The 23,087-nt window shown below is 72.3% G+C and carries 24 protein-coding genes and 2 pseudogenes; 15 read left to right on the top strand and 11 right to left on the bottom strand.

The genetic code is table 11. The features are described from left to right. Positions 1 to 31: 31 nt before the first annotated feature. Positions 32 to 1,117, bottom strand: coding sequence for a substrate-binding domain-containing protein (locus tag ACVJO7_RS08055; protein WP_358488317.1), 1,086 nt, complete (start codon positions 1,115 to 1,117; stop codon positions 32 to 34). Positions 1,118 to 1,203: 86 nt separating this feature from the next. On the opposite strand from ACVJO7_RS08055, the gene ACVJO7_RS08060 reads away from it, so the two are divergent. The 6 genes from ACVJO7_RS08060 (at position 1,204) to paaE (ending at position 5,550) form a co-directional block, all read left to right on the top strand. Then, positions 1,204 to 1,644: a MarR family winged helix-turn-helix transcriptional regulator gene (locus ACVJO7_RS08060; RefSeq protein WP_344023952.1), complete on the top strand. Its 441-nt coding sequence runs from the start codon at positions 1,204 to 1,206 to the stop codon at positions 1,642 to 1,644. Positions 1,645 to 1,723: 79 nt separating this feature from the next. Next, positions 1,724 to 2,686 (top strand): 1,2-phenylacetyl-CoA epoxidase subunit PaaA, encoded by a 963-nt coding sequence (gene paaA, locus ACVJO7_RS08065; protein WP_491672338.1) that lies wholly within the window; start codon positions 1,724 to 1,726, stop codon positions 2,684 to 2,686. Then, positions 2,683 to 3,045 carry a 1,2-phenylacetyl-CoA epoxidase subunit PaaB gene (gene paaB, locus ACVJO7_RS08070; RefSeq protein WP_491672339.1) on the top strand — a complete coding sequence of 121 codons (363 nt, stop codon included), beginning with the start codon at positions 2,683 to 2,685 and terminating at the stop codon, positions 3,043 to 3,045. The genes paaA and paaB overlap by 4 nt, the downstream gene beginning before the upstream one ends. Next, entirely contained in the window at positions 3,042 to 3,938 is an 897-nt protein-coding gene (gene paaC / locus ACVJO7_RS08075; RefSeq protein ID WP_491672340.1) for a 1,2-phenylacetyl-CoA epoxidase subunit PaaC, read from the top strand. Before paaB ends, paaC begins: the two co-directional genes overlap by 4 nt. Beyond that, positions 3,932 to 4,444, top strand: coding sequence for a 1,2-phenylacetyl-CoA epoxidase subunit PaaD (gene paaD / locus ACVJO7_RS08080; protein ID WP_491672341.1), 513 nt, complete (start codon positions 3,932 to 3,934; stop codon positions 4,442 to 4,444). The genes paaC and paaD overlap by 7 nt, the downstream gene beginning before the upstream one ends. Next, positions 4,444 to 5,550, top strand: coding sequence for a 1,2-phenylacetyl-CoA epoxidase subunit PaaE (gene paaE, locus ACVJO7_RS08085; protein ID WP_491672342.1), 1,107 nt, complete (start codon positions 4,444 to 4,446; stop codon positions 5,548 to 5,550). The genes paaD and paaE overlap by 1 nt, the downstream gene beginning before the upstream one ends. 41 nt (positions 5,551 to 5,591) lie before the next feature. Here paaE and ACVJO7_RS08090 read toward each other — a convergent pair whose 3' ends face one another. From ACVJO7_RS08090 to ACVJO7_RS08100, 3 genes are all read right to left on the bottom strand, one after another. Then, a complete protein-coding gene (locus tag ACVJO7_RS08090; protein WP_491672343.1) occupies positions 5,592 to 6,743 on the bottom strand; it encodes an RNA polymerase sigma factor in 1,152 nt (383 codons plus the stop codon). A gap of 6 nt (positions 6,744 to 6,749) precedes the next feature. After that, the gene (locus ACVJO7_RS08095; protein WP_344023941.1) at positions 6,750 to 7,157 is read right to left on the bottom strand and encodes a YciI family protein; all 408 of its coding nucleotides are present in this window, start codon (positions 7,155 to 7,157) and stop codon (positions 6,750 to 6,752) included. Positions 7,158 to 7,351: 194 nt separating this feature from the next. Continuing rightward, positions 7,352 to 7,552: a cold-shock protein gene (locus ACVJO7_RS08100; protein WP_344023939.1), complete on the bottom strand. Its 201-nt coding sequence runs from the start codon at positions 7,550 to 7,552 to the stop codon at positions 7,352 to 7,354. 634 nt (positions 7,553 to 8,186) lie between these two features. Between ACVJO7_RS08100 and ACVJO7_RS08105 the strand changes: the two genes are divergently transcribed. From ACVJO7_RS08105 to ACVJO7_RS08135, 7 genes and pseudogenes are all read left to right on the top strand, one after another. Further along, positions 8,187 to 8,906 (top strand): VOC family protein, encoded by a 720-nt coding sequence (locus tag ACVJO7_RS08105; RefSeq protein WP_491672344.1) that lies wholly within the window; start codon positions 8,187 to 8,189, stop codon positions 8,904 to 8,906. Positions 8,907 to 9,063: 157 nt separating this feature from the next. Then, positions 9,064 to 9,708 carry a GntR family transcriptional regulator gene (locus ACVJO7_RS08110; protein WP_491672345.1) on the top strand — a complete coding sequence of 215 codons (645 nt, stop codon included), beginning with the start codon at positions 9,064 to 9,066 and terminating at the stop codon, positions 9,706 to 9,708. Positions 9,709 to 9,745: 37 nt separating this feature from the next. Then, positions 9,746 to 9,868: pseudogene (locus ACVJO7_RS08115) on the top strand (FAD binding domain-containing protein); the annotation flags it as partial. Positions 9,869 to 9,926: 58 nt separating this feature from the next. Then, positions 9,927 to 10,739 (top strand): FAD binding domain-containing protein, encoded by an 813-nt coding sequence (locus ACVJO7_RS08120; RefSeq protein WP_491672346.1) that lies wholly within the window; start codon positions 9,927 to 9,929, stop codon positions 10,737 to 10,739. A 47-nt stretch (positions 10,740 to 10,786) separates the two neighbouring features. Next, complete coding sequence (locus tag ACVJO7_RS08125) at positions 10,787 to 11,143, top strand: (2Fe-2S)-binding protein (RefSeq protein WP_491672347.1); 357 nt, start codon at positions 10,787 to 10,789, stop codon at positions 11,141 to 11,143. Next, positions 11,140 to 13,260, top strand: a pseudogene (locus ACVJO7_RS08130) (xanthine dehydrogenase family protein molybdopterin-binding subunit). Before ACVJO7_RS08125 ends, ACVJO7_RS08130 begins: the two are co-directional and overlap by 4 nt. Before the next feature lie 106 nt (positions 13,261 to 13,366). After that, complete coding sequence (locus ACVJO7_RS08135; RefSeq protein WP_491672348.1) at positions 13,367 to 14,140, top strand: cyclase family protein; 774 nt, start codon at positions 13,367 to 13,369, stop codon at positions 14,138 to 14,140. 22 nt (positions 14,141 to 14,162) lie between these two features. On the opposite strand, the gene ACVJO7_RS08140 is transcribed toward ACVJO7_RS08135, so the two are convergent. Both ACVJO7_RS08140 and ACVJO7_RS08145 read right to left on the bottom strand, forming a co-directional pair. Continuing rightward, entirely contained in the window at positions 14,163 to 14,612 is a 450-nt protein-coding gene (locus tag ACVJO7_RS08140) for a nitroreductase/quinone reductase family protein (protein ID WP_491672349.1), read from the bottom strand. Further along, positions 14,609 to 15,388, bottom strand: a complete 780-nt coding sequence (locus ACVJO7_RS08145) for a glucose 1-dehydrogenase (RefSeq protein ID WP_344023923.1) — start codon at positions 15,386 to 15,388, stop codon at positions 14,609 to 14,611. The genes ACVJO7_RS08140 and ACVJO7_RS08145 overlap by 4 nt, the downstream gene beginning before the upstream one ends. Positions 15,389 to 15,525: 137 nt before the next feature. Here ACVJO7_RS08145 and ACVJO7_RS08150 point away from each other — a divergent pair, with 137 nt between their 5' ends. Next, positions 15,526 to 16,179, top strand: coding sequence for a TetR/AcrR family transcriptional regulator (locus ACVJO7_RS08150; RefSeq protein ID WP_491672350.1), 654 nt, complete (start codon positions 15,526 to 15,528; stop codon positions 16,177 to 16,179). A 228-nt stretch (positions 16,180 to 16,407) separates the two neighbouring features. Here the strand turns inward: ACVJO7_RS08150 and ACVJO7_RS08155 are convergent, their stop codons facing one another. From ACVJO7_RS08155 to ACVJO7_RS08170, 4 genes are all read right to left on the bottom strand, one after another. Beyond that, complete coding sequence (locus ACVJO7_RS08155; RefSeq protein ID WP_491672351.1) at positions 16,408 to 17,217, bottom strand: methylenetetrahydrofolate reductase; 810 nt, start codon at positions 17,215 to 17,217, stop codon at positions 16,408 to 16,410. Positions 17,218 to 17,264: 47 nt separating this feature from the next. After that, a complete protein-coding gene (locus ACVJO7_RS08160; protein ID WP_491672352.1) occupies positions 17,265 to 18,260 on the bottom strand; it encodes an AraC family transcriptional regulator in 996 nt (331 codons plus the stop codon). A gap of 279 nt (positions 18,261 to 18,539) precedes the next feature. Beyond that, complete coding sequence (locus ACVJO7_RS08165; protein WP_491672353.1) at positions 18,540 to 20,015, bottom strand: aldehyde dehydrogenase; 1,476 nt, start codon at positions 20,013 to 20,015, stop codon at positions 18,540 to 18,542. Between the two features lie 66 nt (positions 20,016 to 20,081). Then, positions 20,082 to 21,071 carry an AraC family transcriptional regulator gene (locus ACVJO7_RS08170; RefSeq protein ID WP_491672354.1) on the bottom strand — a complete coding sequence of 330 codons (990 nt, stop codon included), beginning with the start codon at positions 21,069 to 21,071 and terminating at the stop codon, positions 20,082 to 20,084. Between the two features lie 272 nt (positions 21,072 to 21,343). On the opposite strand from ACVJO7_RS08170, the gene ACVJO7_RS08175 reads away from it, so the two are divergent. Next, a complete protein-coding gene (locus tag ACVJO7_RS08175; RefSeq protein WP_491672355.1) occupies positions 21,344 to 22,483 on the top strand; it encodes an LLM class flavin-dependent oxidoreductase in 1,140 nt (379 codons plus the stop codon). A 258-nt stretch (positions 22,484 to 22,741) separates the two neighbouring features. On the opposite strand, the gene ACVJO7_RS08180 is transcribed toward ACVJO7_RS08175, so the two are convergent. Then, positions 22,742 to 23,032, bottom strand: a complete 291-nt coding sequence (locus ACVJO7_RS08180) for a hypothetical protein (RefSeq protein WP_491672356.1) — start codon at positions 23,030 to 23,032, stop codon at positions 22,742 to 22,744. Positions 23,033 to 23,087: the final 55 nt, after the last annotated feature.

Below are 23,087 nucleotides of genomic sequence, written 5' to 3' on the forward strand. Positions count from 1 at the left end.
AGCTATAGCGGACGGCGCATGGTGTCAACGGTCACAGCTGCTGGAGGACGTCCCAGCTCAGGCCGTCCGCCGCGGCCAGGAACACCCGCTGCCGCAGGTGCCGGTCCCGCAGCTCGACGGTGCCGCGCGGGCTCTCGTAGGACAGCCCGTCGGACACCGCGACCATCGACCGGACGTCGGTGGCCCCGGCCCGGCGCATCAGCGCGGTCAGCAGCCGGACCCCCTCGTAGCAGGACTCGCCGAGGCTGTTCAGCACCGGGGCCTCCGGCCCGAACCGGCGCGCGTACCAGGCCGCGAAGTCCAGGCCGGAGGCCGTGGCGAGGTCCTCGAAGTAGCCGGCCGAGGTCATCAGGCCGCGGGTGCTCTCCGCCCCGGAGGCGAGCAGCACGTTCTCGTCGATCAGCGAGCTGAACCGCAGGATGTCGCGGTCCATCCCGGCCGCGGTGAACGCCCGGTTGAACGCGACGGCGTCGTCGCCGATCAGCAGCATCAGCACGGCCTCGCAGCCGCTGCGCTCGACCCGCCGCAGCACGTCGTCGAACCGGGTGGTGCCCAGCGGCACGTACATCTCGTCGCAGACGGTGCCGCCGATCCGGCGCAGGAACCGGCGGGCCGCGTCGGCCGAGCGGCGCGGCCAGACGTAGTCGTCGCCGACGATCGTCCAGCGCCGGACGCCGGCCGTCCCGGCGAACCAGTCCAGGGTCGGGCCGAGCTGCAGGTCCGGCGTCTCGCCGGTGAGGAAGACCCCCGGCCGGGACTCGCCGCCCTCGTAGAGCGCGGTGTAGGCGTAGGGCACCCGGCCGTCGATCGCCGGCGCGACCGCCTCGCGGACCGCCGAGATGTGCCAGCCGGTCACCGCCTGCACCGCACCCGCGGTGACCAGCGCGGCGACCTCGCGGGCGACCTCCTCCGGGGCGGCGCCGCCGTCCACCGGGAGCAGCCGCAGCTCGCGGCCCAGCACGCCGCCCTCGTCGTTGGTCTCCTCCATGGCGAGCGTTCCGCAGCTCTCGCAGGACGGGCCGAAGATCCCGGCCGGGCCCTGCAGCGGCACCACGAGCGCCATCGTGAGGACGTCCCGGCGGGACGCGGGCGGCACGGTGAGACGCGGGGGCGTCATGCGGCTACGCTAAAGGTCTTCCACCTGCGTGTCCTGCTCTGTTCGGGGGGATGGTCGAGGATGATGTCCGCCCGGGGTGCGTTCGGGTGAGCGACGAGACGCTGCGCCTGCTCTCGATGGCCGAGCGTGCCGCGACACAACGACTGGACGACGCGCTGCGGTCGGCCGGTGCCGATCTCGACCAGTGGCGGGTGCTGTCGCTGCTCGCCGACCGGGGCGGCTGCCCGATGAACGTGGTCGCCGAGCACGCGCTGATGCTCGCCCCCAAGTGCTCCAAGCTGGTCGACCGCATGGTCTCGGCCAACCTGGTGCTGCGCAGGCCCGACGAGCACGACCGGCGCCGGGTGCTGATCTTCGCCTCGGCCCGTGGCCGGGCGGCGCTGGCCCGCTGGGACGCCGCCGTGGCCGGGGTGCGGGAGCGGTTCACCGAGATCGTCGGGCCCGACGTGGCCGTCCTGGACGAGCTGCTGCGCAGGCTCGCCACCGGGATGGAGCGGTCCCCCGAGCCGGATCCCGCCGCCGGCTGAGTCCCGTCCCACTTGCGCTCCGGGCCGGTACTGGTCCACCCTCTGGACGAACGAACATTCGGTCGCTGGAAGGTGGATCGTGACGACGGCTGACCCGCACACGCCGGAGAGCCTGCAGGCCCGGTTCGACGCGACGATCGCGGCGGACCAGCGGATCGAGCCGCGGGACTGGATGCCCGAGGCGTACCGCAGGACCCTGATCCGCCAGATCGCCCAGCACGCGCACTCCGAGATCATCGGCATGCAGCCGGAGGGCAACTGGCTGCTGCGCGCCCCCTCGCTGCGCCGCCGCGCGATCCTGCTCGCCAAGGTGCAGGACGAGGCCGGCCACGGCATGTACCTCTACGCCGCCGCCGAGACCCTCGGGGTGGACCGCGAGGAGCTGACCGAGAAGCTGATCGACGCGAAGCAGAAGTACTCGTCGATCTTCAACTACCCGACGCTGTCCTGGGCCGACATCGGCGTCATCGGCTGGCTGGTGGACGGCGCCGCGATCGCCAACCAGGTCCCGCTGTGCCGCTGCTCCTACGGTCCCTACGCCCGGGCCATGATCCGGATCTGCAAGGAGGAGTCGTTCCACCAGCGGCAGGGCTACGAATCGCTGCTCGCGATGATGAACGGCACCGACGCGCAGCGCGCGATGGTGCAGGAGTCGGTGGACCGCTGGTGGTGGCCGTCGCTGATGATGTTCGGCCCGGCCGACGGCGACTCCCCCAACACCCGGCAGTCGATGGAGTGGGGCATCAAGCGGCACACCAACGACGAGCTGCGCCAGCGGTTCGTCGACATGACCGTCCCGCAGGCCGCCACCCTCGGCGTCACGCTGCCGGACCCGGACCTGCGCTGGAACGAGGAGCGGCAGGCGCACGACTTCGGCGACCCGGACTGGTCGGAGTTCACCGCCGTCGTCTCCGGGGCCGGCCCGGCCAACCGGCAGCGGCTGGCGCACCGGCGCCGGGCGCACGAGAGCGGCGCCTGGGTGCGCGAGGCCGCCCGGGCCTACGCGGACAAGCGGGCGGCACGGGCGGAGGCGGGCGCATGACCACCCCGGACACCGGCAGCGGCGGCACCGCCGAGGCCACCACCCCGACCACCGCCCCGAGCGCCGGCACGCCGGCCCGCCGGTCCTGGCCGCTCTACGAGGTGTTCGTCCGCGGCAAGCGCGGCCTCAACCACGTGCACGTCGGCTCGCTGCACGCCGCCGACGACGAGATGGCCCTGCACAACGCCCGCGACGTCTACACCCGGCGCAACGAGGGCGTCTCCATCTGGGTGGTGCGCGCCGACCTGATCACCGCGTCCAGCCCGGACGAGAAGGACCCGTTCTTCGCGCCGTCCGCGGACAAGGTCTACCGGCACCCGACGTTCTACGAGATCCCGGAGGAGGTGCCGCACCTGTGACCGGGAACGTCTACGACGCGCTGACCGAGGCCGACGACCCCCGATGGGCGTTCGGCTCCGGCTTCTCCGAGGCCGGTGCGGAGATCGCCGCGCCGGTCCCGGACGGCGCCGATCCGGCCGATCTCGCCGAGTACTGCCTGATGCTCGGCGACGACGCGCTGGTCTACAGCCACCGGCTCACCGAGTGGGTGTCGAACGCCCCCGAGCTGGAGGAGGAGGTCGCGCTCGCCAACACCGCGCTCGACCTGCTCGGCCAGGCCCGGGTGCTGCTGTCCCGGGCCGGGCACGTCGAGGGGCTCCTCGACGGGCGGACCGCCCGCACCGAGGACGATCTCGCGCACTGGCGCGAGGTCGCGGAGTTCCGCTGCGTCGCGCTCACCGAGCCGTCCGACGAGCTGGACTTCGCCCGCGCCGTCGCCCGGCTGCTGGTGTTCTCCGCCTGGCGGCTCGCGCTGCTCCACCGGCTGCGGGACTCGGCCGATCCGGTGCTCGCCGCGGTCGCCGCGAAGGGGGTCAAGGAGGTCGCCTACCACCGCGACCACGCCGCCCGCTGGGTGCTGCGGCTCGGCGACGGGACCCCCGAGTCGCACGCGCGCATGCAGGACGCGCTGCAGTGGGTGTGGCCCTACCTCGGCGAGCTGTTCCGCACCTCCGACGTCGAACGCAGGCTGGTCGCCGCCGGGATCGCCGCCGACCCGGCGCAGACCCGCGACGAGGTCGACGCCGTGCTGGACCGGGTGCTCGACCGCGCCACGCTGACCCGCCCGGACGTGCCCGCGGCCGGCACCATCGGCGGCCGCGGCGGCCGCCAGGGCGTGCACACCGAGAAGCTCGAGCAGGCACTCGTCGTGCTGCAGAGCCTCGCCCGCCGGCACCCGGGGGCGACGTGGTGACCGGCCTGCTGCCGGGCCTGGGCGCCCGCGACGTGGTGGCGGCCGTGGTCGATCCGGAGATGCCGATGCTCACCCTGGACGATCTCGGGGTGATCCGGTCGGTGACCGAGGACGGCGGCCGGGTCGCCGTCACGATCACCCCGACCTACTCGGGCTGCCCGGCGATCGAGGAGATGCGCGCCGACATCGCCGGTGCGCTGACCTCGGCCGGCTACGGCCCGGTCGAGGTGACGACCGTCCTGTCCCCCGCCTGGAGCACGGACTGGATCAGCGAGGCCGGCCGGCGCAAGCTCGCCGACGCCGGCGTCGCCCCGCCGGGCGCGGCCGCCGCGGCCGGGCCCGGCCCGGTCCCGCTGGTCCTGGACCCGCCGTCGTCGGTGGTGCGCTGCCCGCAGTGCGGGTCGCCGGCGACCGAGGAACTCTCCCGGTTCGGCCCGACCGCGTGCACCGCGCTGCGCCGATGCACGGCCTGCCGCGAGCCGTTCGAGCACATGAAGGAACTCTGATGCTGCTCACCGAACCCGGCACGGTCGACGCACCGGCGGACCTCCCGGCGGGCTTCCACCGGCTGCGGGTGGCCGACGTCGATCGGCTGTGCGAGGACGCCGTCGCGGTCACCTTCGACGTGCCGGAGCACCTGCGCGCGCACTACGCGTTCCGGCCCGGCCAGTACCTGACGCTGCGCACGGTGACCGCCGACGGGGAGGAGCGCCGGTCGTACTCGATCTGCTCCCCGGCCGGTGCCGCCCCGCGGATCGGGGTCCGCCGGGTCGACGGCGGGCTGTTCTCCGGCTGGCTGGTCGACCGGCTCACCGCGGGCGACCTGGTGGAGGTCGGCCCGCCGGGCGGGTCGTTCACGCCGGTGCAGGCCGCGGGCGCCCATCACGCGCTCGTCGCCGCGGGCTCGGGGATCACGCCGATGTTGTCGATCGCCGCGTCCGTGCTCGCCGCGCACGACGACACGCAGGTCACCCTGGTCTACGGCAACCGGCGCACCGACACGGTGATGTTCACCGAGGAGATCGCCGACCTGAAGAACGCCTACGGCCCGCGGCTGCACCTGATCAACGTGCTGTCCCGGGAGCCCACCGAGGCGGAGATCGTCAACGGCAGGCTCGACGCCGACCGCCTCCGCAGGCTGCTCACCGCGCTGGTGGACGTCCCCGGCGTGGACCACTGGTGGCTGTGCGGCCCGCTCGGGATGACCGAGGACGCCGTCACCGTGCTGACCGAGCACGGCGTGGACCGGGCGCGGGTGCACCGCGAGCTGTTCTACGTCGGCGAGCCACCGCCGGAGCCGCACCGCGCCGAGGACGATCCGGCGCCCGGCGGCACCGGCAGCACGGTCACGATCGTCCTCCACGGACGGTCGACCACACTGGACCTGCCGCGCACCGAGTCCGTGCTGGACGCCGCGCAGAAGGTCCGCGGTGACATGCCGTTCGCCTGCAAGGGCGGCGTGTGCGGCACCTGCCGGGCCAGGGTCACCGCGGGCGAGGTCGAGATGCGGCGCAACTTCGCCCTGGAGGACGACGAGGTCGCCGCCGGTTTCGTGCTCACCTGTCAGAGTCGGCCGGTGTCCGCCACCGCGACGGTCGACTTCGACGCCTGAGCGGTGCGGCCGCACCGCCCGGCCGGGTGCCCGGCCGCTGCTCAGCCGCGCAGCCGGGTGTTGAGCCGCGCGGCCTGCCGGACCAGGTGGTCGCGCTCGCCGAGGTCGGTCGCCGCCGCGGCGGCCCGTGCGTACAGCGCGGCCGCGGTCGCCGGGTCCCCGGCGCGCTCGGTCAGGTAGGCCATCGCGGCGGTGTGCCGGGGCAGCGATCCGTCCAGCTCGGCGAGCGCGGCCAGCCCGGCCCGCGGGCCGTCGGCCTCGCCGAGCGCCACCGCCCGGTTCAGCCGGACCACCGGACTGCCGGTGAGCGCGACGAGCTCGTCGTACCACTCCACGATCTGCGCCCAGTCGGTCTCGGCCGCGGTGCGGGCGTCGGCGTGCAGCGCGGCGACGGCGGCCTGCGCCTGGTACTCGCCGAGCCGGTCGCGGGCCAGCGCGGCCTGCAGGACCCGCACCCCGTCGGCGATCATCGCGGTGTCCCACCGGCCGCGGTCCTGCTCGGCGAGCGGCACGAGGCTCCCGTCGGGCGCGGTGCGGGCCGTGCGCCGCGCGTGGTGCAGCAGCATCAGCGCGAGTAGCCCGGCCACCTCCGGATGGTCGATCCCGGCCGCGAGCCGGCGGGTGAGCCGGATCGCCTCGACGGCCAGGTCGACCTCCCCGGTCGCCCGGTATCCCTCGTTGAACACCAGGTACAGCACCCGCAGCACGACGGCGACGTCCCCGGGCCGGTCGAACCGCACGTCCGCCACGGTGCGCTTGGCCCGGCTGATCCGCTGGGCCATGGTGGCCTCCGGAACCAGGTACGCCTGCGCGATCTGCCGGGTGGTCAGCCCGCCGACCGCGCGCAGGGTGAGCGCCACCGCCGACGACGGCGGCAGGGACGGATGGGCGCACAGGAAGTACAGCTGGAGCGCGTCGTCCGTCCCGGCCGCCGGGCCCGGTGCCGGCTCGGCCTCGACCAGCTCCTCACGCCTGCGGCGGGCCGACTCCGCCCGGGCCCCGTCCAGGAACCGCCGCCAGGCCGTGGTGACCAGCCAGCCCTTCGGGTCCCGCGGCGGATCGGACGGCCAGACCCGGACCGCTTCGACCAGCGCCTCCTGCACGGCGTCCTCGGCGGTGGCGAAGTCGGCGCCCCGGCGGACCAGGATCGCGGTCACTGCCGGGGTGAGCGTCCGCAGCAGGGCGCCGTCCATCGCCGGTCACTCCTGGATGGTCGGCGGCGCGGTCAGGAACGGGCGCAGCTCCAGCCACTCGTGGATCGGCTCCCCGCCGGCCCCGGGCGCCGCGGACAGCTCCCCGGCGAGCTCGACGGCCCGGTCGTAGCTGTCGACGTCGATCACCATCCAGCCGGCGATCAGGTCCTTGGTCTCGGCGAACGGGCCGTCGGTGACCGGCGGGCGGCCCTCGCCGTCGTACCGGACGAACGTCCCCTCGGGGGCGAGCGCCTGCCCGTCGACGTACTCACCGGTCTGCTCCAGCCGGTCCGCGAAGTCCTGCATGTACCGGACGTGGTCGGTGATCTCCTGCGGGGTCCACTTCTCCATCGGGACGTCGTTCACCGATGCCGGGGCGCCGCGGTAGTGCTTGAGCAGCAGGTACTTGGCCATCGTGACCCTCCTCCGTACGGGCGTGACCCATTCTGGTCACGTTCACGCCGGGGACGGAGCCGTTCGGGCGTTCTCGACAGCACCTGACAGGAAATGAGTGTGACCCGCACCACACGATTGACAGCGGGCCACGAACGACGACGGCGGTGGTGCCCCTCCGAGGAGGGACACCACCGCCGGTGTGCCGAGGAACGTCAGATGGTGACGTTCGAGGCCTGCGGGCCCTTGGCGCCCTGGGTGACCTCGTAGGTCACGGACTGGTTCTCGGAGAGCTCACGGAAGCCCGAGGCGTCGATCGCCGAGTAGTGCACGAACACGTCGGCGCCGCCGTCGTCGGGGGCGATGAAGCCGAAGCCCTTTTCGGCGTTGAACCACTTCACGGTGCCGGTAGCCATGTGGATGCTCCTTCGTTGCCTAGCTTTGTGGACGGAACAACCACGTCCTGCGGCTGCCCGGGTCACTGCGATTCCCAGACGGCAGCCAGCTACAGCTACACCACAGACAGCGAATCCGCCCGCATCATCATTCCGCGAGCGCGCTCAGAGAAACGAACTTCAGAACTTACGGTGACCGATCATCACGCTACACCCACCCACCCGAGCCTCCAACAACGATCACCGGGGAGGGGCGTCGCGGGGCGTCCGCGGCCGGGCCGCCGCGGCCGTCGAGAATAGACCGGCGCCCCGCCGACCGGTGATCGACCTGCGATGGACCGGCCACGCCCGCCGGCCGGTCGCGACCCGGGGTGATCTGCACCATAGTGCGCCGGGACCGCTCCGGCGATCACCGCGATCCGGCGGAACCGGCGCGGAGGGCTTGACGCGATCTGCAGCGCTGACTATAGATATGGGCATCGAACGAAGGCAGTCCTGACGCCACAGGGACGGCGACCGGGTCGAGAGGTTGGGGAGGGCGATTCATCAGAACAGCACCCGATCATCTGGATCATTGAGTACGCAGTAGCCGACGAATGCGGGGCCCGGCCGACACGGCCGGGCCCCGCTTTCCGTTCGGACCTACGGTGGGCGGGTGTTCCTGGAGAACCTGGTGTTCGACGCCGTCCACCCGGCCCGGCTGGGCCGGTTCTGGGAGGCGGTGGTCGGCGGCGAGCGGCTCACCGACGAGCCCGGGATCTTCGAGACCCGGCTCGCCGTCGAGGGCGGGCCGGTGCTGGACCTGTGCCTGCAGCGCGTCGCCGAGCCGCCGTCCGAGCCGCTGCGGCTGCACGCCGACCTGTTCGGCGGCGACCGGCGGGACGAGGTGGTCGACCGGCTGCTCGGCCTGGGCGCGCGACCGCTCGACATCGGCCAGCGGGACGTGCCCTGGGTGGTGCTCGCCGATCCGGAGGGCAACCCGTTCTGCGTGATGGAGGAGCGCCCGGCCTACGTCGACACCGGTCCGATCGCGGCGCTCCCGCTGGACTCCGCCGATCCGGACCGCGACGCCGAGTTCTGGTCCCGGCTCACCGGATGGACCGATGCACCCGGGGTGGCGCCCCGCACCCTGCGGCATCCCTCGCGGCGCGGCCCGCTGCTCGAGATGTGCCCGGAGCCGGCCGCCAAGCGGGCCGGGAAGAACCGGATGCACCTCGACGTCCGGCTGGAGGCGGGCGACGACCCCGACGAGGTCGCCGCGCAGATCGCCGGGCTCGGCGGGCGGGAGCTGCACCCTGAGTGGGGCGCGCTCCCCTGGCGGGTGTACGCCGACCCGTCGGGCAACGAGCTGTGCGTGCTGCCGGAACGCCCCTGACCCGGCCGGTCCGGCGGCAGCCGCCCGCTCGATGACGTGACCCTTGACACACGGTAGTCGATTATCGATACTCGATGAACAGCTTCCGGCGAGGTGCGACGCCCGGCCCTACAGCAGTACCGGCGCGGTCCACCGCATCGCACACCGAGGAGCCCCGATGGCCGGTCTCACGCGATCCGTCCTCAGCCACCAGCTCCGGGAGAAGATCCTCCAGCGGATCCTGGACGGTGACTTCCAGCCCGGCGAACGCATCGTCGAGAGCCGGCTGATGAAGGAGTACGGGGTCAGCCAGGCCCCGATCCGCGAGGCGCTGCGCGGGCTGGAGGCCATGCGGTTCGTCGAGAGCCAGGCGCACCGCGGGGTCCGGGTGCGGGCGATCTCCCGGAAGGAGACGGGCGAGATGTACCCGGTGCGCGCGGCGCTCGAGGAGGTCGCCGGCCGCACCGCCGCACCGCTGATGACCGACCGCGTCCTGGACCTGCTCGACGCGGAGATCGGCGCGATGCGCGCCGCCACCGAGGACGGTGACCTGCACGCCCAGCTGGTGCACGACGCCCGGTTCCACGAACTGATCTTCGAGACCGCCGGGAACTCGCTGCTGCTCGAGGTGTGGCGCTCGCTGCACGCCGAGATCCGCACGTTGATCACCTACGCCAGCCTGCGGACCGAGCTCCGCGAGATCGTCGACTCCCACCAGCCGATCCTGGCCGCGCTGCGCATGCGCGATCCGGTCCTCGCCGGCAAGGAGATGCGCCACCACATCGAGCACTTCGGTGCGCTCGTGATGGGCGACACCGACTAGCGACCGTCCGGTCGCCCCCTTCCCCGCACATGGAGGTGTGGAGTTGAAACCTGCCGCGTTCGCCTACCTGGCGCCCAGCAGCGTCGAGGAAGCAGTCGCCCGGCTCGCCGAGCACGGGCCCGAGGCCCGGGTGCTCGCCGGCGGCCAGAGCCTGGTCCGGCTGATGAACACCCGCCTCTCCACCCCGTCGGTGATCATCGACATCAACCGCATCCCCGATGCTCGGAACGATCTCGGTCACCGACGGGGTGATCACCGTCGGAGCAATCGTCCGGCAACGTTCCTGCGAGATCGATCCGCGGATCGCCGCGGGTGTCCCGCTGTTCAGCGAGGCGGGCGGGCACGTCGCGCACGTCTCGGTACGGCAGCGCGGAACCGTGGTCGGCAGCGTCGCCTTCGCCGATCCCTCGGCCGAGCTGCCGGCCGCGCTGCTCGCCCTCGACGGGCAGGTCGTCGTGCGGAGCAGCTCGGGGGAACGGCTCGTCGACGCCGACGACTTCTTCGTCGGGCCGTTCCGCACCAGCCTCGCCGACGACGAGCTGGCGGTGGCGGTCCGCATCCCCGGCACCCGGCCGGAGCGGACCGGCTCGGCCTTCGTCGAGGTCTCCCGGCGGCACGGTGACCTGCCGATGTGCGGCGTCGGCTCGGTCCTCACGCTCACCCCGGACGGCGTCGTCGAGACCGCCCGGATCGCCCTGTGCGCGGTGGACCGGCGCCCGGTGCGGGCCCGCGACGCCGAGGCGTCGCTGCTCGGCGCCGTCCCCGGGACCGACCGGATCGCCGAGGCCGCCGCGCTGGCGGCGGCGGCGGTCGAGCCGATCGGCGACTGCCACGGCTCCGCGTCGTTCCGCCGCCATCTCGCCGGCGTGCTGACCCGGCGATCCCTGCAGACCGCCGTCACCCGAGCCGGCCAGGAGACCCCGATGCCCGATAAGGTCCGCATCCGTCTCGTCGTGAACGACGTCGCGCACGACACCCTCGTCGAACCGCGCACGCTGCTGGTCGACTTCCTGCGGACGAGCTCGCCCTGACCGGCACCCACGCCGGGTGCGAGCAGGGGGTCTGCGGCGCGTGCACGGTGCTGCTCGACGGCCGGACCACCGGGTCCTGCCTGCTGTTCGCCGCGCAGCTGGACGGCGCCTCGATCCGCACCGTGGAGTCGCTGGCCGCGCCGGACGGCACGCTGCACCCCATCCAGCGGGCGTTCGTCGAGAACCACGGCCTGCAGTGCGGCTTCTGCACCTCCGGGATGCTGATGTCGGCCTGCGAACTGCTCGACCGGACACCGCTGCCCGAACCCGCCGACGTGCCCGAGTCGATCTCCGGGAACCTGTGCCGCTGCACCGGCTACCAGAACATCGTCCGACCGGTGTGCGCGGCAGGCCGGCTCGTCGCCGCCGAGAACCCGAACGCCACCACCGGAGCGGACGCATGAGCATCGCCGAGCACACACCGGACACCGCCGCCCCGGACCGGACCGGCTACCGCTGGGTCGGCCGGAGCGTGCCCCGCAAGGAGGACCCGCGGCTGCTCGCCGGGCGCGGCGGCTACATCGGCGACGTCACCGTCCCCAGGATGCTGGACGCCGCGGTGCTCCGCAGCCCGCACGCGCACGCCCGGATCGTCTCGATCGACACCAGCGCGGCGCGGGCGCCGCCCGGCGTGGTCGCCGTGCTGACCGGGGCGGAGGCGCTCGCCCACGTCAACCCGATGGGCGCCCAGCCGATCGAGACCGCCGGCGCGATCTGCTCGTACGACCCGTACGCGGAGGACATGACCGGCTGGTCCAACACGAACCCCCACAACTTCCTGCCGTGGTCGTTCGCCGGGATGCTCGGCGTGCCCAACAACCGGCTCCGGATGATCCCGTGCGCGGCCGGCGGCAGCTTCGGCAGCAAGCACCTGATCAACAAGGTGATCGCGATCGCCGGCGCGCTGAGCAGGGCCGCCGGCCGTCCGGTCAAGTTCATCGAGGACCGGATCGACAACATCTCGGCCAACGACAACGTCGGCTGCGACCGGATCTACGACGCCGAGCTCGCCGCTCCGCCGACGGCGAGTTCCCGGGCTCACCCTGAAGATCATCGACGACTACGGCGCCTACTTCCAGTTCGCGCACGGCCAGCACGGCAACGCGATGGCCCAGCCGACCGGGCCGTACCGGATCGGCAGCCTGCGCTACGACGTCTCCTGCGTGCTCACCAACAAGGTGCAGCAGGGCTTCTTCCGCGGCGCGGGCGCCGATCCGGGCAACTTCATCCTGGAACGCCTGGTCGACCCCGCCGCCGACGAGCTCGGCATCGACCGGGCCGAGCTGCGGCGGCGCAACTTCATCCGGCCCGACGAGTTCCCCTACAAGGTCCCCACCGGCAACGTCTACGACAGCGGCGACTACGAGTCCGTCCTGGACCGCGCGCTGGAGATCGCCGATCTCGGGTACTGGGAGGAGGAGAAGGAACGGCTGCGGGCCGAGGGCCGCTACCTCGGGATCGGGCTGACCAGCTGCCAGGAGCGCACCGGCTACAACGCCAGCGAGTGGTGGTTCCTCTACGACAATCCCCCGCTGGGCGCCACCAGCACCCCGGAGAGCATCAAGCTCAACGTCGACGCCACCGGCGGCGTCCGGGTCGAGCTCGGCTGCCCGCTCTGGGGCAACAGCCCGGAGACGGTCGTCAGCCAGGTCGTCGCCGAGGAGTTCGGCATCGACCCGGCGGACGTCTCGGTCGGGTACGCGGACTCGACCACACCGGCGCGCTGTCCGCGGGCCCGGGCGGCAGCCGGTTGACGATCATGCTGTCCGGCGCGACCCGCGGCGCCTCCCGCTCGATCCGCGCCAAGATGATCCGGATCGCCGCGAACGCGATGGAGATGGCGCCCGAGGACGTCGAGTGCGTGGACGGCACCTTCCGCGCCAAGGGGGCGCCGCACACGTCGATGTCGATGTCCGACGTCGCGATGCGCGCCCACCTGTTCAAGCACGACAACCCCGAGGAGGAGAAGAGCGGGCTGGTCGAGACCTTCACCTACGACCACCCGTACTCCACCCCGCCGGCCGCGGACCGCACGGACATGGGCGCCTTCTACCCGATGGTGTCGCACGCCTGCCACATCCCGATCGTCGAGGTGGACCCGGAGACCGGCGTCGTGACGGTGCTGAAGTACTACGCGGTCAACGACTGCGGCACCCTGATGAACCCGGCGCTGGTCGAGGGCCAGGTGGTCGGCGGCATCGTGCAGGGCATCGGCGCCGCGCTGATGGAGGGGTACAGCTACGGCGCGGACGGCACGCTCGGCACGCCCACCTTCCGCGAGTACCTGCTGCCCAGCGTGCACGAGGCGCCCGAGATCGTGCTGGAGCACCGCGAGACGCCCTCGCCGTTCACCGAGTACGGCGTCAAGGGGGCCGGCGAGGGCGGCCGGCTGGTCGCCCCGACGGCGATCGCCAGCGCGATCGGCGACGCGCTCAAGCCGCTCGGCGTGTGGATCGACGAGCTGCCCATGACACCGGAACGCGTCGTCGCGGCGGTGGCGGCCGCCCGGGAGGCCCGGTGACCGGACACGCCGGTCCGGCGGGCGAGGTCCCCGCCGCGCAGCGGGTGGCCGCCGCCGGGCTGGTGCGCACCGGCCGGCAGTACTGGCGGCCACCCGGTTCCCGGGGATGCCGCTGTTCCCCGGCCACCCGCCGTTCCAGGTGCAGTCCTACCGGACCCCGCGCGGCCTGCGGGTCGCCGGGGACGACCTGTGGCCGCACACGCCGAACGAGGTCGGCCTCGCCTGCATGACCGAGGTGATCACCTCGACCGTGCACTCCGGCGCGCACATCGACGCGCTCGCGCACATCACCGTCGGCGACGACGACCACTGGTTCGGCGGCGCCAACGCCGCCGAGCACCTCGGCGACTTCGGCCCCACCGTCGGCGACGCGGCGACCATCCCGCCGCTGTTCACCCGCGGCGTGCTGCTCGACGTCGCCGGGCACCGCGGGGTGGACTGCCTCCCGGCGGGCTCCCAGGTCGACGCCGCCGAGGTGCAGGCGATCGCCGCGGCGCAGGGGACCGCGATCGGCCGGTGGGACGTCGTGCTGTTCCGCACCGGCTACATGGGCCTGTGGCCGGACGCCGAACGGATGGCCCGGCACGTGTCCCCCGGCCCCGACCTGTCGGCGGCCGAGCTGCTCGCCGAGCGCGGCGTGATCGCGGTGGGCAGCGACACCGAGACCTTCGAGATGCAGCCCGCACCGGATCCCGCCGTGCCGTCCAATCCGCAGCCGGTGCACACCCGGCTGCTCGTCGAAGGCGGGATCTACATCCTGGAGAGCCTCGATCTGGAGGAGCTCGCCGCCGCCGGGGTGCACGAGTTCCTGTTCGTCGCGCTGCCGCTCAAGATCGCCGGGGCGACCGGGGCGATGCTGGATCCGCTCGCCGTCGTCTGAGCGCGGGCGGGCGGATCCGCGATCACGGCCGGTGCCGGAACTCGACGCGCATCAGCCGGCTCTCCGCCCAGTCCTCCGGCCGGGTCGGCCGGATGGTGCCGGGATCGTGCGGCTGGTTGAGATCCGCGACGATCTCGGCCAGCACGGCCCGGCGTTCGGCCGGGTCGGTGACCGGCGTGGCCCGGGCGGGCAGATCGGCACGGATCCCGTTCCTGAGGTGGAAGGTGAACTCGGGATCGGCGAGCAGGTTCGCGTGCCAGCCGGTCGCACCGCCGCCGGCGCCGCTGCACAGGTAGACGGCGCCGGCGGCACGGTAGAAGAAGATCTCGATGCGGCGTGGCCGCCCGGTGCGGCGCCCCCGCGTGGTGATGTCGATGATCCGTTCGCGGGTGCCCGCGGTCGGGGTGATCTCGACGGCGCGCCGGATGTGGTCGGGCAGGTGCGCCGTGCCGGACGGGTCCGGGGTGCTCATGCGGCCTCGGCCGGGAGGGCCGGGCCGAGCAGCAGCCCACCGTCGACGACGTACTCCGATCCGGTGATGAACGACGCCTCCGACGAGGTGAGGAACAGCAGGAGCCGGGTGACGTCGGTCGGTTCCCCGAGCCGGGGGACGGCGAACGGCTCGGGCGAGTAGAAGTCGGCGATCGCCGCGGTGGCGCCGGCCGCCGGTTCGTGGATGAACGGGGTCGCGATCACGCCGGGATGGATGGTGTTCACCCGGATCCGGTCGCGGCCGAGTTCGAGCGCCGCCGTCCGGGTCAGGCCGCGCACGGCCCACTTGCCGGCGACGTAGGGCGCGTAGTGCGCCGTGCCGCCCATGGCCATGATTGAGGCGATGTTGACGATGCTGCCCCCGCCCGCGCGGCGCAGCGCCGGGATCGCGGCCCTGATCCCGAGGAAGGTCCCGGTGAGGTTGACGTCGAGGATGCGCGACCAGGTGGCCCGGTCGGTGTGCTCGATCGGGGCCGGCGGGTTCTGCACACCCGCGTTGTTGACCAGCACGTCCAGCGAACCGAAGGCACGCTCGGCGGCCGGCACGGCGGCGGCCCACGAGCTCTCCTCGGTGACGTCGAGGTGGACGAAGTGCGCGCGGGGCCCGAGCTCGTCGGCGAGCGCGGCGCCGCGTTCGGCGTCCAGGCCGCCGATCACCACGTTCGCCCCCTCCGCGTGGAAGGCGCGCACGTGGCTCGTTCCCTGGCCGCCGGTGCCACCGGTGACGAGCACGGTCTGGTTGTCGAAGCGGGGCATCGGATGTGTCCTCCGGGAGGTGGGTGGATCGCCGACGGTGGGCGACGACCGGTGGTGAGCCGATCGACTCACCATCCCCTCGGACACTAGGTCGGCAACGATGGCGAGTCAAGCCACTCACCTCGTATGCTCGGCCCATGAGCGGTGACGTGACGACGTACCACCAGCGCGTCGCCCGGGAGAAGCGCGCGCTGATCGTGGCGGCCGCGACCGCGCTGTTCCTGGAGCAGGGCTACGACCGGACGTCGCTGGCGCGGATCGCGGAGTCCTCGGGCGTGTCCCGGGCCACCCTGTTCAAGCAGTTCCCGAGCAAGGCCGCCCTGTTCGACGCCATCGTGACCGAGTCGTGGTCGTCCGCCGACGAGGCCGATCCGCCGCCCGCGGGCGACATCGTCGAAGGGCTCGGCACCCTCGGCCGGCGCTACGCCGAGCTGCTGGGCCGCCCCCGGATGACCGACCTGTTCCGGATCGTCATCGCCGAGCTCCCGCGGTTCCCCGAGCTGGCCCATGCGCAGTTCGCGCACGGCAAGATGCCCTACTTCGAGGCCCTGCGCAGCTACCTCGTGGCCGAGCACGAGCAGGGAACGGTGCGGATCGACGACGTCGACCTCGCCGCCACCCAGTTCCTCGGGATGATCTCCAACTACGTCTTCTGGCCCACACTGCTGGTGCCCGGCTGGGAGGTGAGCGCCGAACGCGCCGCCGAGGTGGTCGACGAGGCCGTCCGCACCACCGCCGCCCGGTACGCCACGACCGGGGGGCGCCCGGGTCCCGCTGCCGGCGGGAGCTGATACCCCAGCGATCGACGGTCGAACGCCGGCAGACGATCACGACCGACCCGAGCCCGGTCTAGCAGCCGTCCACGCCGGGCGGGGTGTCCGCGCACCGCGCCCAGTACTCGTCCTGCGCGGCGGCCTCCCCGGCGTTGATCTCCGCGTCCTGCTCCGGGGAGCAGCCGTACCCGATGCGGCCGACGTCGATCCGGGTCTGCTCGACGAGACGTCAGAAGTGGTGCTGCGCTACGCCGGGCGGTCGTCGTCCGGCGGCTTCCGGAGCAGGCGCTCCAGTTCGATCGCCTCCTGCCGGTAGCGGCTGACGGGGACGAAGTGCACGCCGTCGCAGGCCCCGCTGTCCCACAGCGCGACGACCTGCTCGCACGCGGCGGCCACCCCGGCATCGGGATCGGCGGCGACCCGGTCGACCAGCGCATCCGGGATCTCGATGTCCGGGACGCTCGCCCGCAGCCGGGCCGCCATCCCGGCGCTCGCCAGCACCATGACGCCGGCGTGGACGGGCTGGTCGGTCGGGTTCTCCTCGCGCCACCGCACGACCTCGTCCACCGAGAAGCCGACCTGCAGGAACACGAAGTCCGCCGCCCGCTTCCACGGGGCGAGCCGGCGGCGGCTGCCCGACGTGACGCCGATCCCGAACGGCTGCACCCCGGCGAACTCCGGCCGCCCGGTGATGGCCCGGGCCTCCTCGATCATCGTCCGCACGGTGAGCCCGCCGGCCCGGTCACCGGCCGTCGGCTTGTCGCCGGCGACGAACAGGAAGCGGTCGACCCCGTACGCGGCCGCCGTGAGCAGGTCGCGCCGGAGGCCGAGCAGGTTGCGGTCCCGGGAGTTGAGGCAGGCGATGCTCCGACGTCCCATCGCGTACACCTCGTTCGCGACGGCGATGCTCGACACCGTCGCCCGGCCGATGTGCTTGTCCGGGATCAGGAAGTCGTCGACGACCGGGGCGAGCATGCCGATCTGGTGCCGGGCGCGCGTCAGGTCCGGCCTGGTGGGGGGCTCGATCTCACAGACGACGGAGAAGCTGCGGCTCACCGCGCAACGGTAGCGACGGGATCGGCACCGATCACCGACGCTGACGGCTAGCCTCGCGGGACCTGGCGCACCGTCTCGGACGGCAGCCGGCCGAACCGCTGACGGTACTGCTGCGCGAAGCGGCTGAGGTGGAAGAAGCCCCAGCGCATCGCCACGTCGGTCACCGAGACGACGCCCGTTCCCTCTTGCAGCTCGGCGTGCACCCGGTCGAGGCGGACGGCGCGGAGGTAGGCCATCGGGGACACGCCGACGGTCTCCTTGAAGCCGCGCTGCAGCTGCCGGGCGGTGACCCCGGCGGCGGCGGCCAGGTCACCGAGTGACAGCTCGGCCCGCGGGTTGGCCTCGATCATCTCGATCGCCCGCTGCACCTTCCCACGCTGCGCGGGCCGGCAGGGGGCGGTGAGCAGCTCGGTGAAGGCGTTCGGGACGGTCAGCAGCAGCTGGGTGAGCACGAGCGACTCCAGCTGGTCCCGGGCCAGCGGCATCTCGGAGATGCCGCCCGGTCGGGACAGCTCGCGGCGCAGGTAGTCGACCGCGGCCAGCAGTGACTGCCCGGTGGGTGAGGCGAGGTCGAAGCCCAGGTCGAACGCGATCGGGCGTTCGACGGGCCGGTTGACGAGCTTCGACAGGTGCGCCTCGAGCGGGCGTCGCGGCAGTTTGACGGCGTACTGGACGGCCTCCGGGCTCCACCGCACGGTGAACGGGTCGTCGGGCCGGAAGAACACCCCGCTCTGTTTGGCCCGGGTCGCGGCCCAGCGCCCGTTCTGCGACACCATCGTCTGCCCGCTGAGCGTCAGGTTCATGTGGTAGCAGTCCAGCATCGGCGGAACGAGGAGCTCGGCGTCCGCGCCGTAGACGAGGTGACCGACGGTCAGCCGCTCGGAGGCGAGATAGCGCAGCTTGAAGTCGAGGGCTCGGCCGTCGCGGGTCTGCAGGTTGTGCGGGATGTAGACGTCGGTGATGAAGTGCTGTGCTTCCTCGAGATCGCGCGTCACGAGGAACGGCCGTGCATCCAGCTCGGCGCCGGTGCCCTCACCTGTCATGTCCAGCCTCCGCGGGTCACGACCGTCATGGTCGATTCTGCCCGTCACAGCGGCATCGCTGCTGTTCAGGAGGCTGACGCTAGCCGACTGTGCCCGGCGTCACCATCTGCTCCGCGACAGCACTGTCCGGAGAGCGACATCGGCTGCAACGGCGTCACCACGGACCGGGTCTCGCCGGACGGTGCCCGGTCGGGTGCCGCTCGACGACGGCGGTCTGCCCGCGGCCACGGCGGCCGCGGGCAGGATCGGGCGCTGCTCCCGCTCGGTGCGGGCGTCAGCTCAGCCGAGGGTGAAGGGATCGCGGGTACCGCCGGTGAGCTCGACCCAGACCGACTTGTTCTCGGTGTAGGCCTCGACGGCCTCGACGCCGTTCTCCCGGCCGATCCCCGACAGCCCGTAACCACCGAAGGGGACACTCGGAGCCACGACCCGGTATGCGTTGATCCACACCGTGCCGGCACGGACCTTGGCCGCGATCCGGTGGGCGCGGTGCACATCCTTGGTCCAGACGGCGCCGGCGAGACCGAACGGGGTGTCGTTGGCCAGTTCGAGTGCCTCGTCCTCCTCGCGGAAGGTGTAGGCCGACAGCACCGGCCCGAACACCTCCTCGCGCACGATCGTCGACTCCGGGCCGACACCGGTGAGCACGGTCGGCTTGACGAACAGCCCGCCCAGGCCGTCGTCGGCGGCGCCCCCGTAGGCGACCGTGGCACCCTCGTTCCGGGCTGTCTCGAGGTACTGCAGCACCTTGGCGTACTGCGGGGCGTTCGCGACCGGGCCCATCTCGGTGTCGGGGTCCATCGGGTCGCCGAGCCTGATCGCCGCCGCACGCTCGGCGACCAGGCGCACCAGCACGTCGTGCACCGACTCGTGCACGATCAGCCGCGAGCCGGCCATGCAGGTCTGCCCGGTCGCGGCGAAGATGCCCGAGATGACCCCGTTGGCCGCAGCAGCCAGGTCGGCGTCGGGGAAGACGATCTGCGGGGACTTCCCGCCCAGCTCGAGGGTGACCGGGTTGAGGTTCTCCGCGGCGGCGCGGGCGACGTGCCGCCCGGTCGAGGTGGCGCCGGTGAACGCCACCTTGTCCACCCCCGGGTGACCGGCGAGGGCGGCTCCGACCTGCGGGGCCCGGCTGGTGACGACATTGACCACACCGGGCGGGAACCCGGCCTGGTCGAACAGCTCCACCAGCGCGACGGTCGAGGCGGACGCGTGCTCGGAGGGCTTGACGACCATCGTGCAGCCGGCGGCGAGCGCGGGCGCGAGCTTCCAGGTCAGCAGCAGCAGCGGGGAGTTCCACGGGGTGATCGCGGCGACCACCCCGATCGGCTCCTTGCGCGTGTAGACCAGGTAGTTCGGGTTCGGGGACGGGATCTGGCGTCCCTCGACCTTGTCCGCAAGTCCGGCGTAGTAGTCGAACCAGGAGTTCAGCCCGGCCATCTGGCCGATCATCTCCCGGTAGAGCTTGCCGGAGTCGTTGACCTCCAGCGTCGCCAGCCGCTCGGCGTTCTCGGCGATCAGGTCGCCGACCCGGCGCAGCAGCCGGGCGCGGACGAACCCGGTCGCGCTGCCCCACTCGCCGTCGAGCGCCGCCCGGGCCGCGGCCACCGCCGCGTCGACGTCCTCCGGGCCGGCGTCGGCGAGCACTGCCCACGGCTGTCCGCCGTAGGGGTTCAGCGACTCGAACGTGGCCCCGGACAGGGCGTCGACCGGCTTGCCGCCGATCACCAACTTGAACCGCTCGAGATCAGCCATCGGTCCGTCCTCCTCGACAGTGCGTGCCGTGCTCGTGGCGACGCTAGGAGGGCCTCGATCCTCGAACTATCCGTTCCCGACCGCACGATGTCCGCGGCACGACACCGGCGGACGGCGGGCCGGGCTGCACCCGTAGCGCTCCCGGTACTCCGTGCAGAATCGGCTCGTGCTGCTGAAGCCCCAGCGTCGCCCGACCGCCGCCACCGAGTCCCCGGGTCCGGGCTCGCGAAGCTGCGCATGGGCCCGGGCGAGCCGGACCTCGCGGACATAGGTCTCCGCCCGAACCCCCAGCTCGGCGGTGAACGCCGCCTGCAGCGCGGCCGCACCCACACCCGTCACGGCCGCGAGCTCGGCGATCCCCAGCGTCCGCTCCGGATATGCCTCGATGTAGTCCACGGCCTCGCTCACCGCGAGGCGATCCGGGGCACCGCTGTGGTGCAGCCGCCCCGAGTAGTTGTGCTCGCTCCCCAGCAACAGCTGCGTGAGCAGGTAGGACTCCAGCTGCTCGTGCACCAGATCGGCGGCGCCACCCCCGTCGAGCTGGTCGGCCAGGAACGTCGCCGCCCCGAGCAGACCTCGGCCGGCGTCGCTGTCCAGGTCGACGCGCAGGTCGAAGCGCGGTGCCGCCACCGTTTCCTGCAGCAAGCTCGACAGCTGCGCCCACAGGGACCGAACCGGGATCCTGACCGCGAACTGCGCGGCATCCGCCGACCACCGCAGCCGGGACTCCTCGAAGGGCGAGAGCAACACCCCGGACCGGCCGGCGTTCGTGATCGTGGCCGTCGCACCCTGGTGGACGGCGGTCCGGCCACGCACCGTCAGGTTGAGGTGGTAGCACTCGACCATCGGCGGCACCGACAACTCGATCGCAGTGCCGTAGGAGAGGTAGCCGAAGGTCAGTCGCGTGGACCCGGCCAGGTTCAGCCGGGCGTCGAGGACGTCGGAGGCCCGCAGGCGGTGTGGCACGTACACCCGGGAGACCACCTGCTGCGCCTCGTCGGGATCCGCCGTACGCATGGCGGGGCATCGAGCCAGCGGCTCGTTCGGCGTGCTCATCTCCCACCCCGGGCGTCGTCCGTGACATCTCCGACCCCGTCGACGCTAGGAGGTGATCCCGGGTGCTGCTATCCGCGGAGCGACCCCTCGCGGGTTGTGCGGCGCGGCGCCCGGGTGCGAACACCGCATCCGGTCGTTTGCCGGACAGCCCAGGTCGGTGCGCGGATAGTCGGGCGTCCTCGCTGATCCTTACGTTCCTGCTCACAGCGATCCGCCGGTGCGCGACGTACTGCCGGCGCGCAATCCCTGATCACCGATGATGGAGGACTGCTGTGACCTACCCCATGCACGAGACGGACGGCCTGCTCGGCCACGACAAGCCGGTCAACGAGAACCCGGTCTTCAGCGACCAGAAGCTCAAGCTCGGCATCTTCGCCGCGAACTGCAGCGGCGGTGTCGTGATGAGTCACGAGCCGACCGGCTTCCGGGTCACCTGGGAACAGCAGCTCGAGATCGCCCGCACCGCCGACCGGCTCGGTATGGAGGCGATGGTCCCGGTCGGTCGCTGGACGGGCTTCGGCGGCGAGACCAACTTCAACGGTGTCTGCTTCGAGACCTACACCTGGGCCGCCGGTCTCGCCCAGGCCACCGAGAAGATCGGCATCTTCACCACCACTCACGTGCCGACCGTGCACCCGATCGTCGCCGCGAAGATGGCCACCACCGTCGACCACATCTCCGGTGGTCGATTCGGGATGAACCTGGTGATGGGCTGGTTCAACCCCGAGATGGAGCTGTTCGGCCGCAAGCAGCTTGAACACGACGAGCGCTACGAGTACGGCCAGGAGTGGATCGACTTCGCCATCGAGCTCTGGAACGAGAAGGGGGCCTTCGACCACAACGGCACGTTCTTCCAGTCCACCGGCGCGCACGCCTACCCCAAGCCGGTCCAGGACCCGCGCCCGGCCCTGCTCAACGCCGGCGCCTCCCCGCGCGGCCAGGAGTTCTCGGCCAAGAACGTCGACATCAATCTGATCGCGCTTCCGACCGAGGAAGCGCCCGACTACATCACGGGCATCAAGCGTCTCGCCAACGACAAGTACGAGCGCGACATCGACGTCTGGACCTACTGCCTGGTGGTCTGCCGCGAGACCGAGAAGGAGGCGAAGGCCGCGCAGCAGGCCATCATCGACAACGGCGACTGGGCGGGGGCGAAGAACGTCATGGACGTCCTCGGCATCCAGTCCGGCTCCTTCTCGAGCCAGATCGAGAAGTACCAGGAGCGCTTCATCGCCGGCTGGGGCGGCCCGAACCTCGTCGGCACCCCCGAGCAGGTGGCCGAGCAGTTCGCCGAGCTGTCCGAGGCCGGCATGGGTGGTGCGATCTTCGGCTTCCACGACTACACCACCGAGCTCAAGGAGTTCGGTGCCGAGGTCATGCCCCAGATGCGCAAGATCGGCATCCGCCACTGATCCGGTCCCGGCCGCCGGCGAGATCGGTGCCTCGTGCGCGCCGAGGCGGCTGCCACCCAGAGCTGCCTCGGCGTCGTTCGTCCGGTCGCGTGGGCGAACGCCTCTCCCCGGGCCCACACCCGCAGTCGGTCACGCCCTCACCTGGACTCCGATTCCGGAAGAGGGTTCCCCCCGGTCCGGTGGCCCTCTCGGCACGCCGTGAGGAGACCAGCACTGCCCTGGTCTCCTCAGCGGTGCCGGGTGTGGGCGGAGCCCATGTCAGTCTCCGAACCCCCGGATCTCGGCTTCGAGTTCCTCGATCTCCTGCGCCACGTGCGGGCGGGTGTCCTTGGTGAGCCGTGCCCACTGCAGCTCGACGATGGCGCGGGCACCCGTGTCGTCGACGCCCAGCAGTTCCTGGAGCGCCATGAGGGCGGCGGTCCGGTTCTCGGACGCCATGAGTATGTCGGTGACGGCTCGTGCGTTGTCGAGCCCGAGAGCGACACTGCGCAGGACTGCGAGTCGCCGGCGGACGTGGCGGACGTGCTCGGCGCGATCCTCGGGGCTCACGACGCTGAGCCTGCCATCGGCCCGGTGAGGATCCGCTCCCTTCGGCGCCTTGATC

The organism is Pseudonocardia sp. DxW, assembly GCF_058448985.1.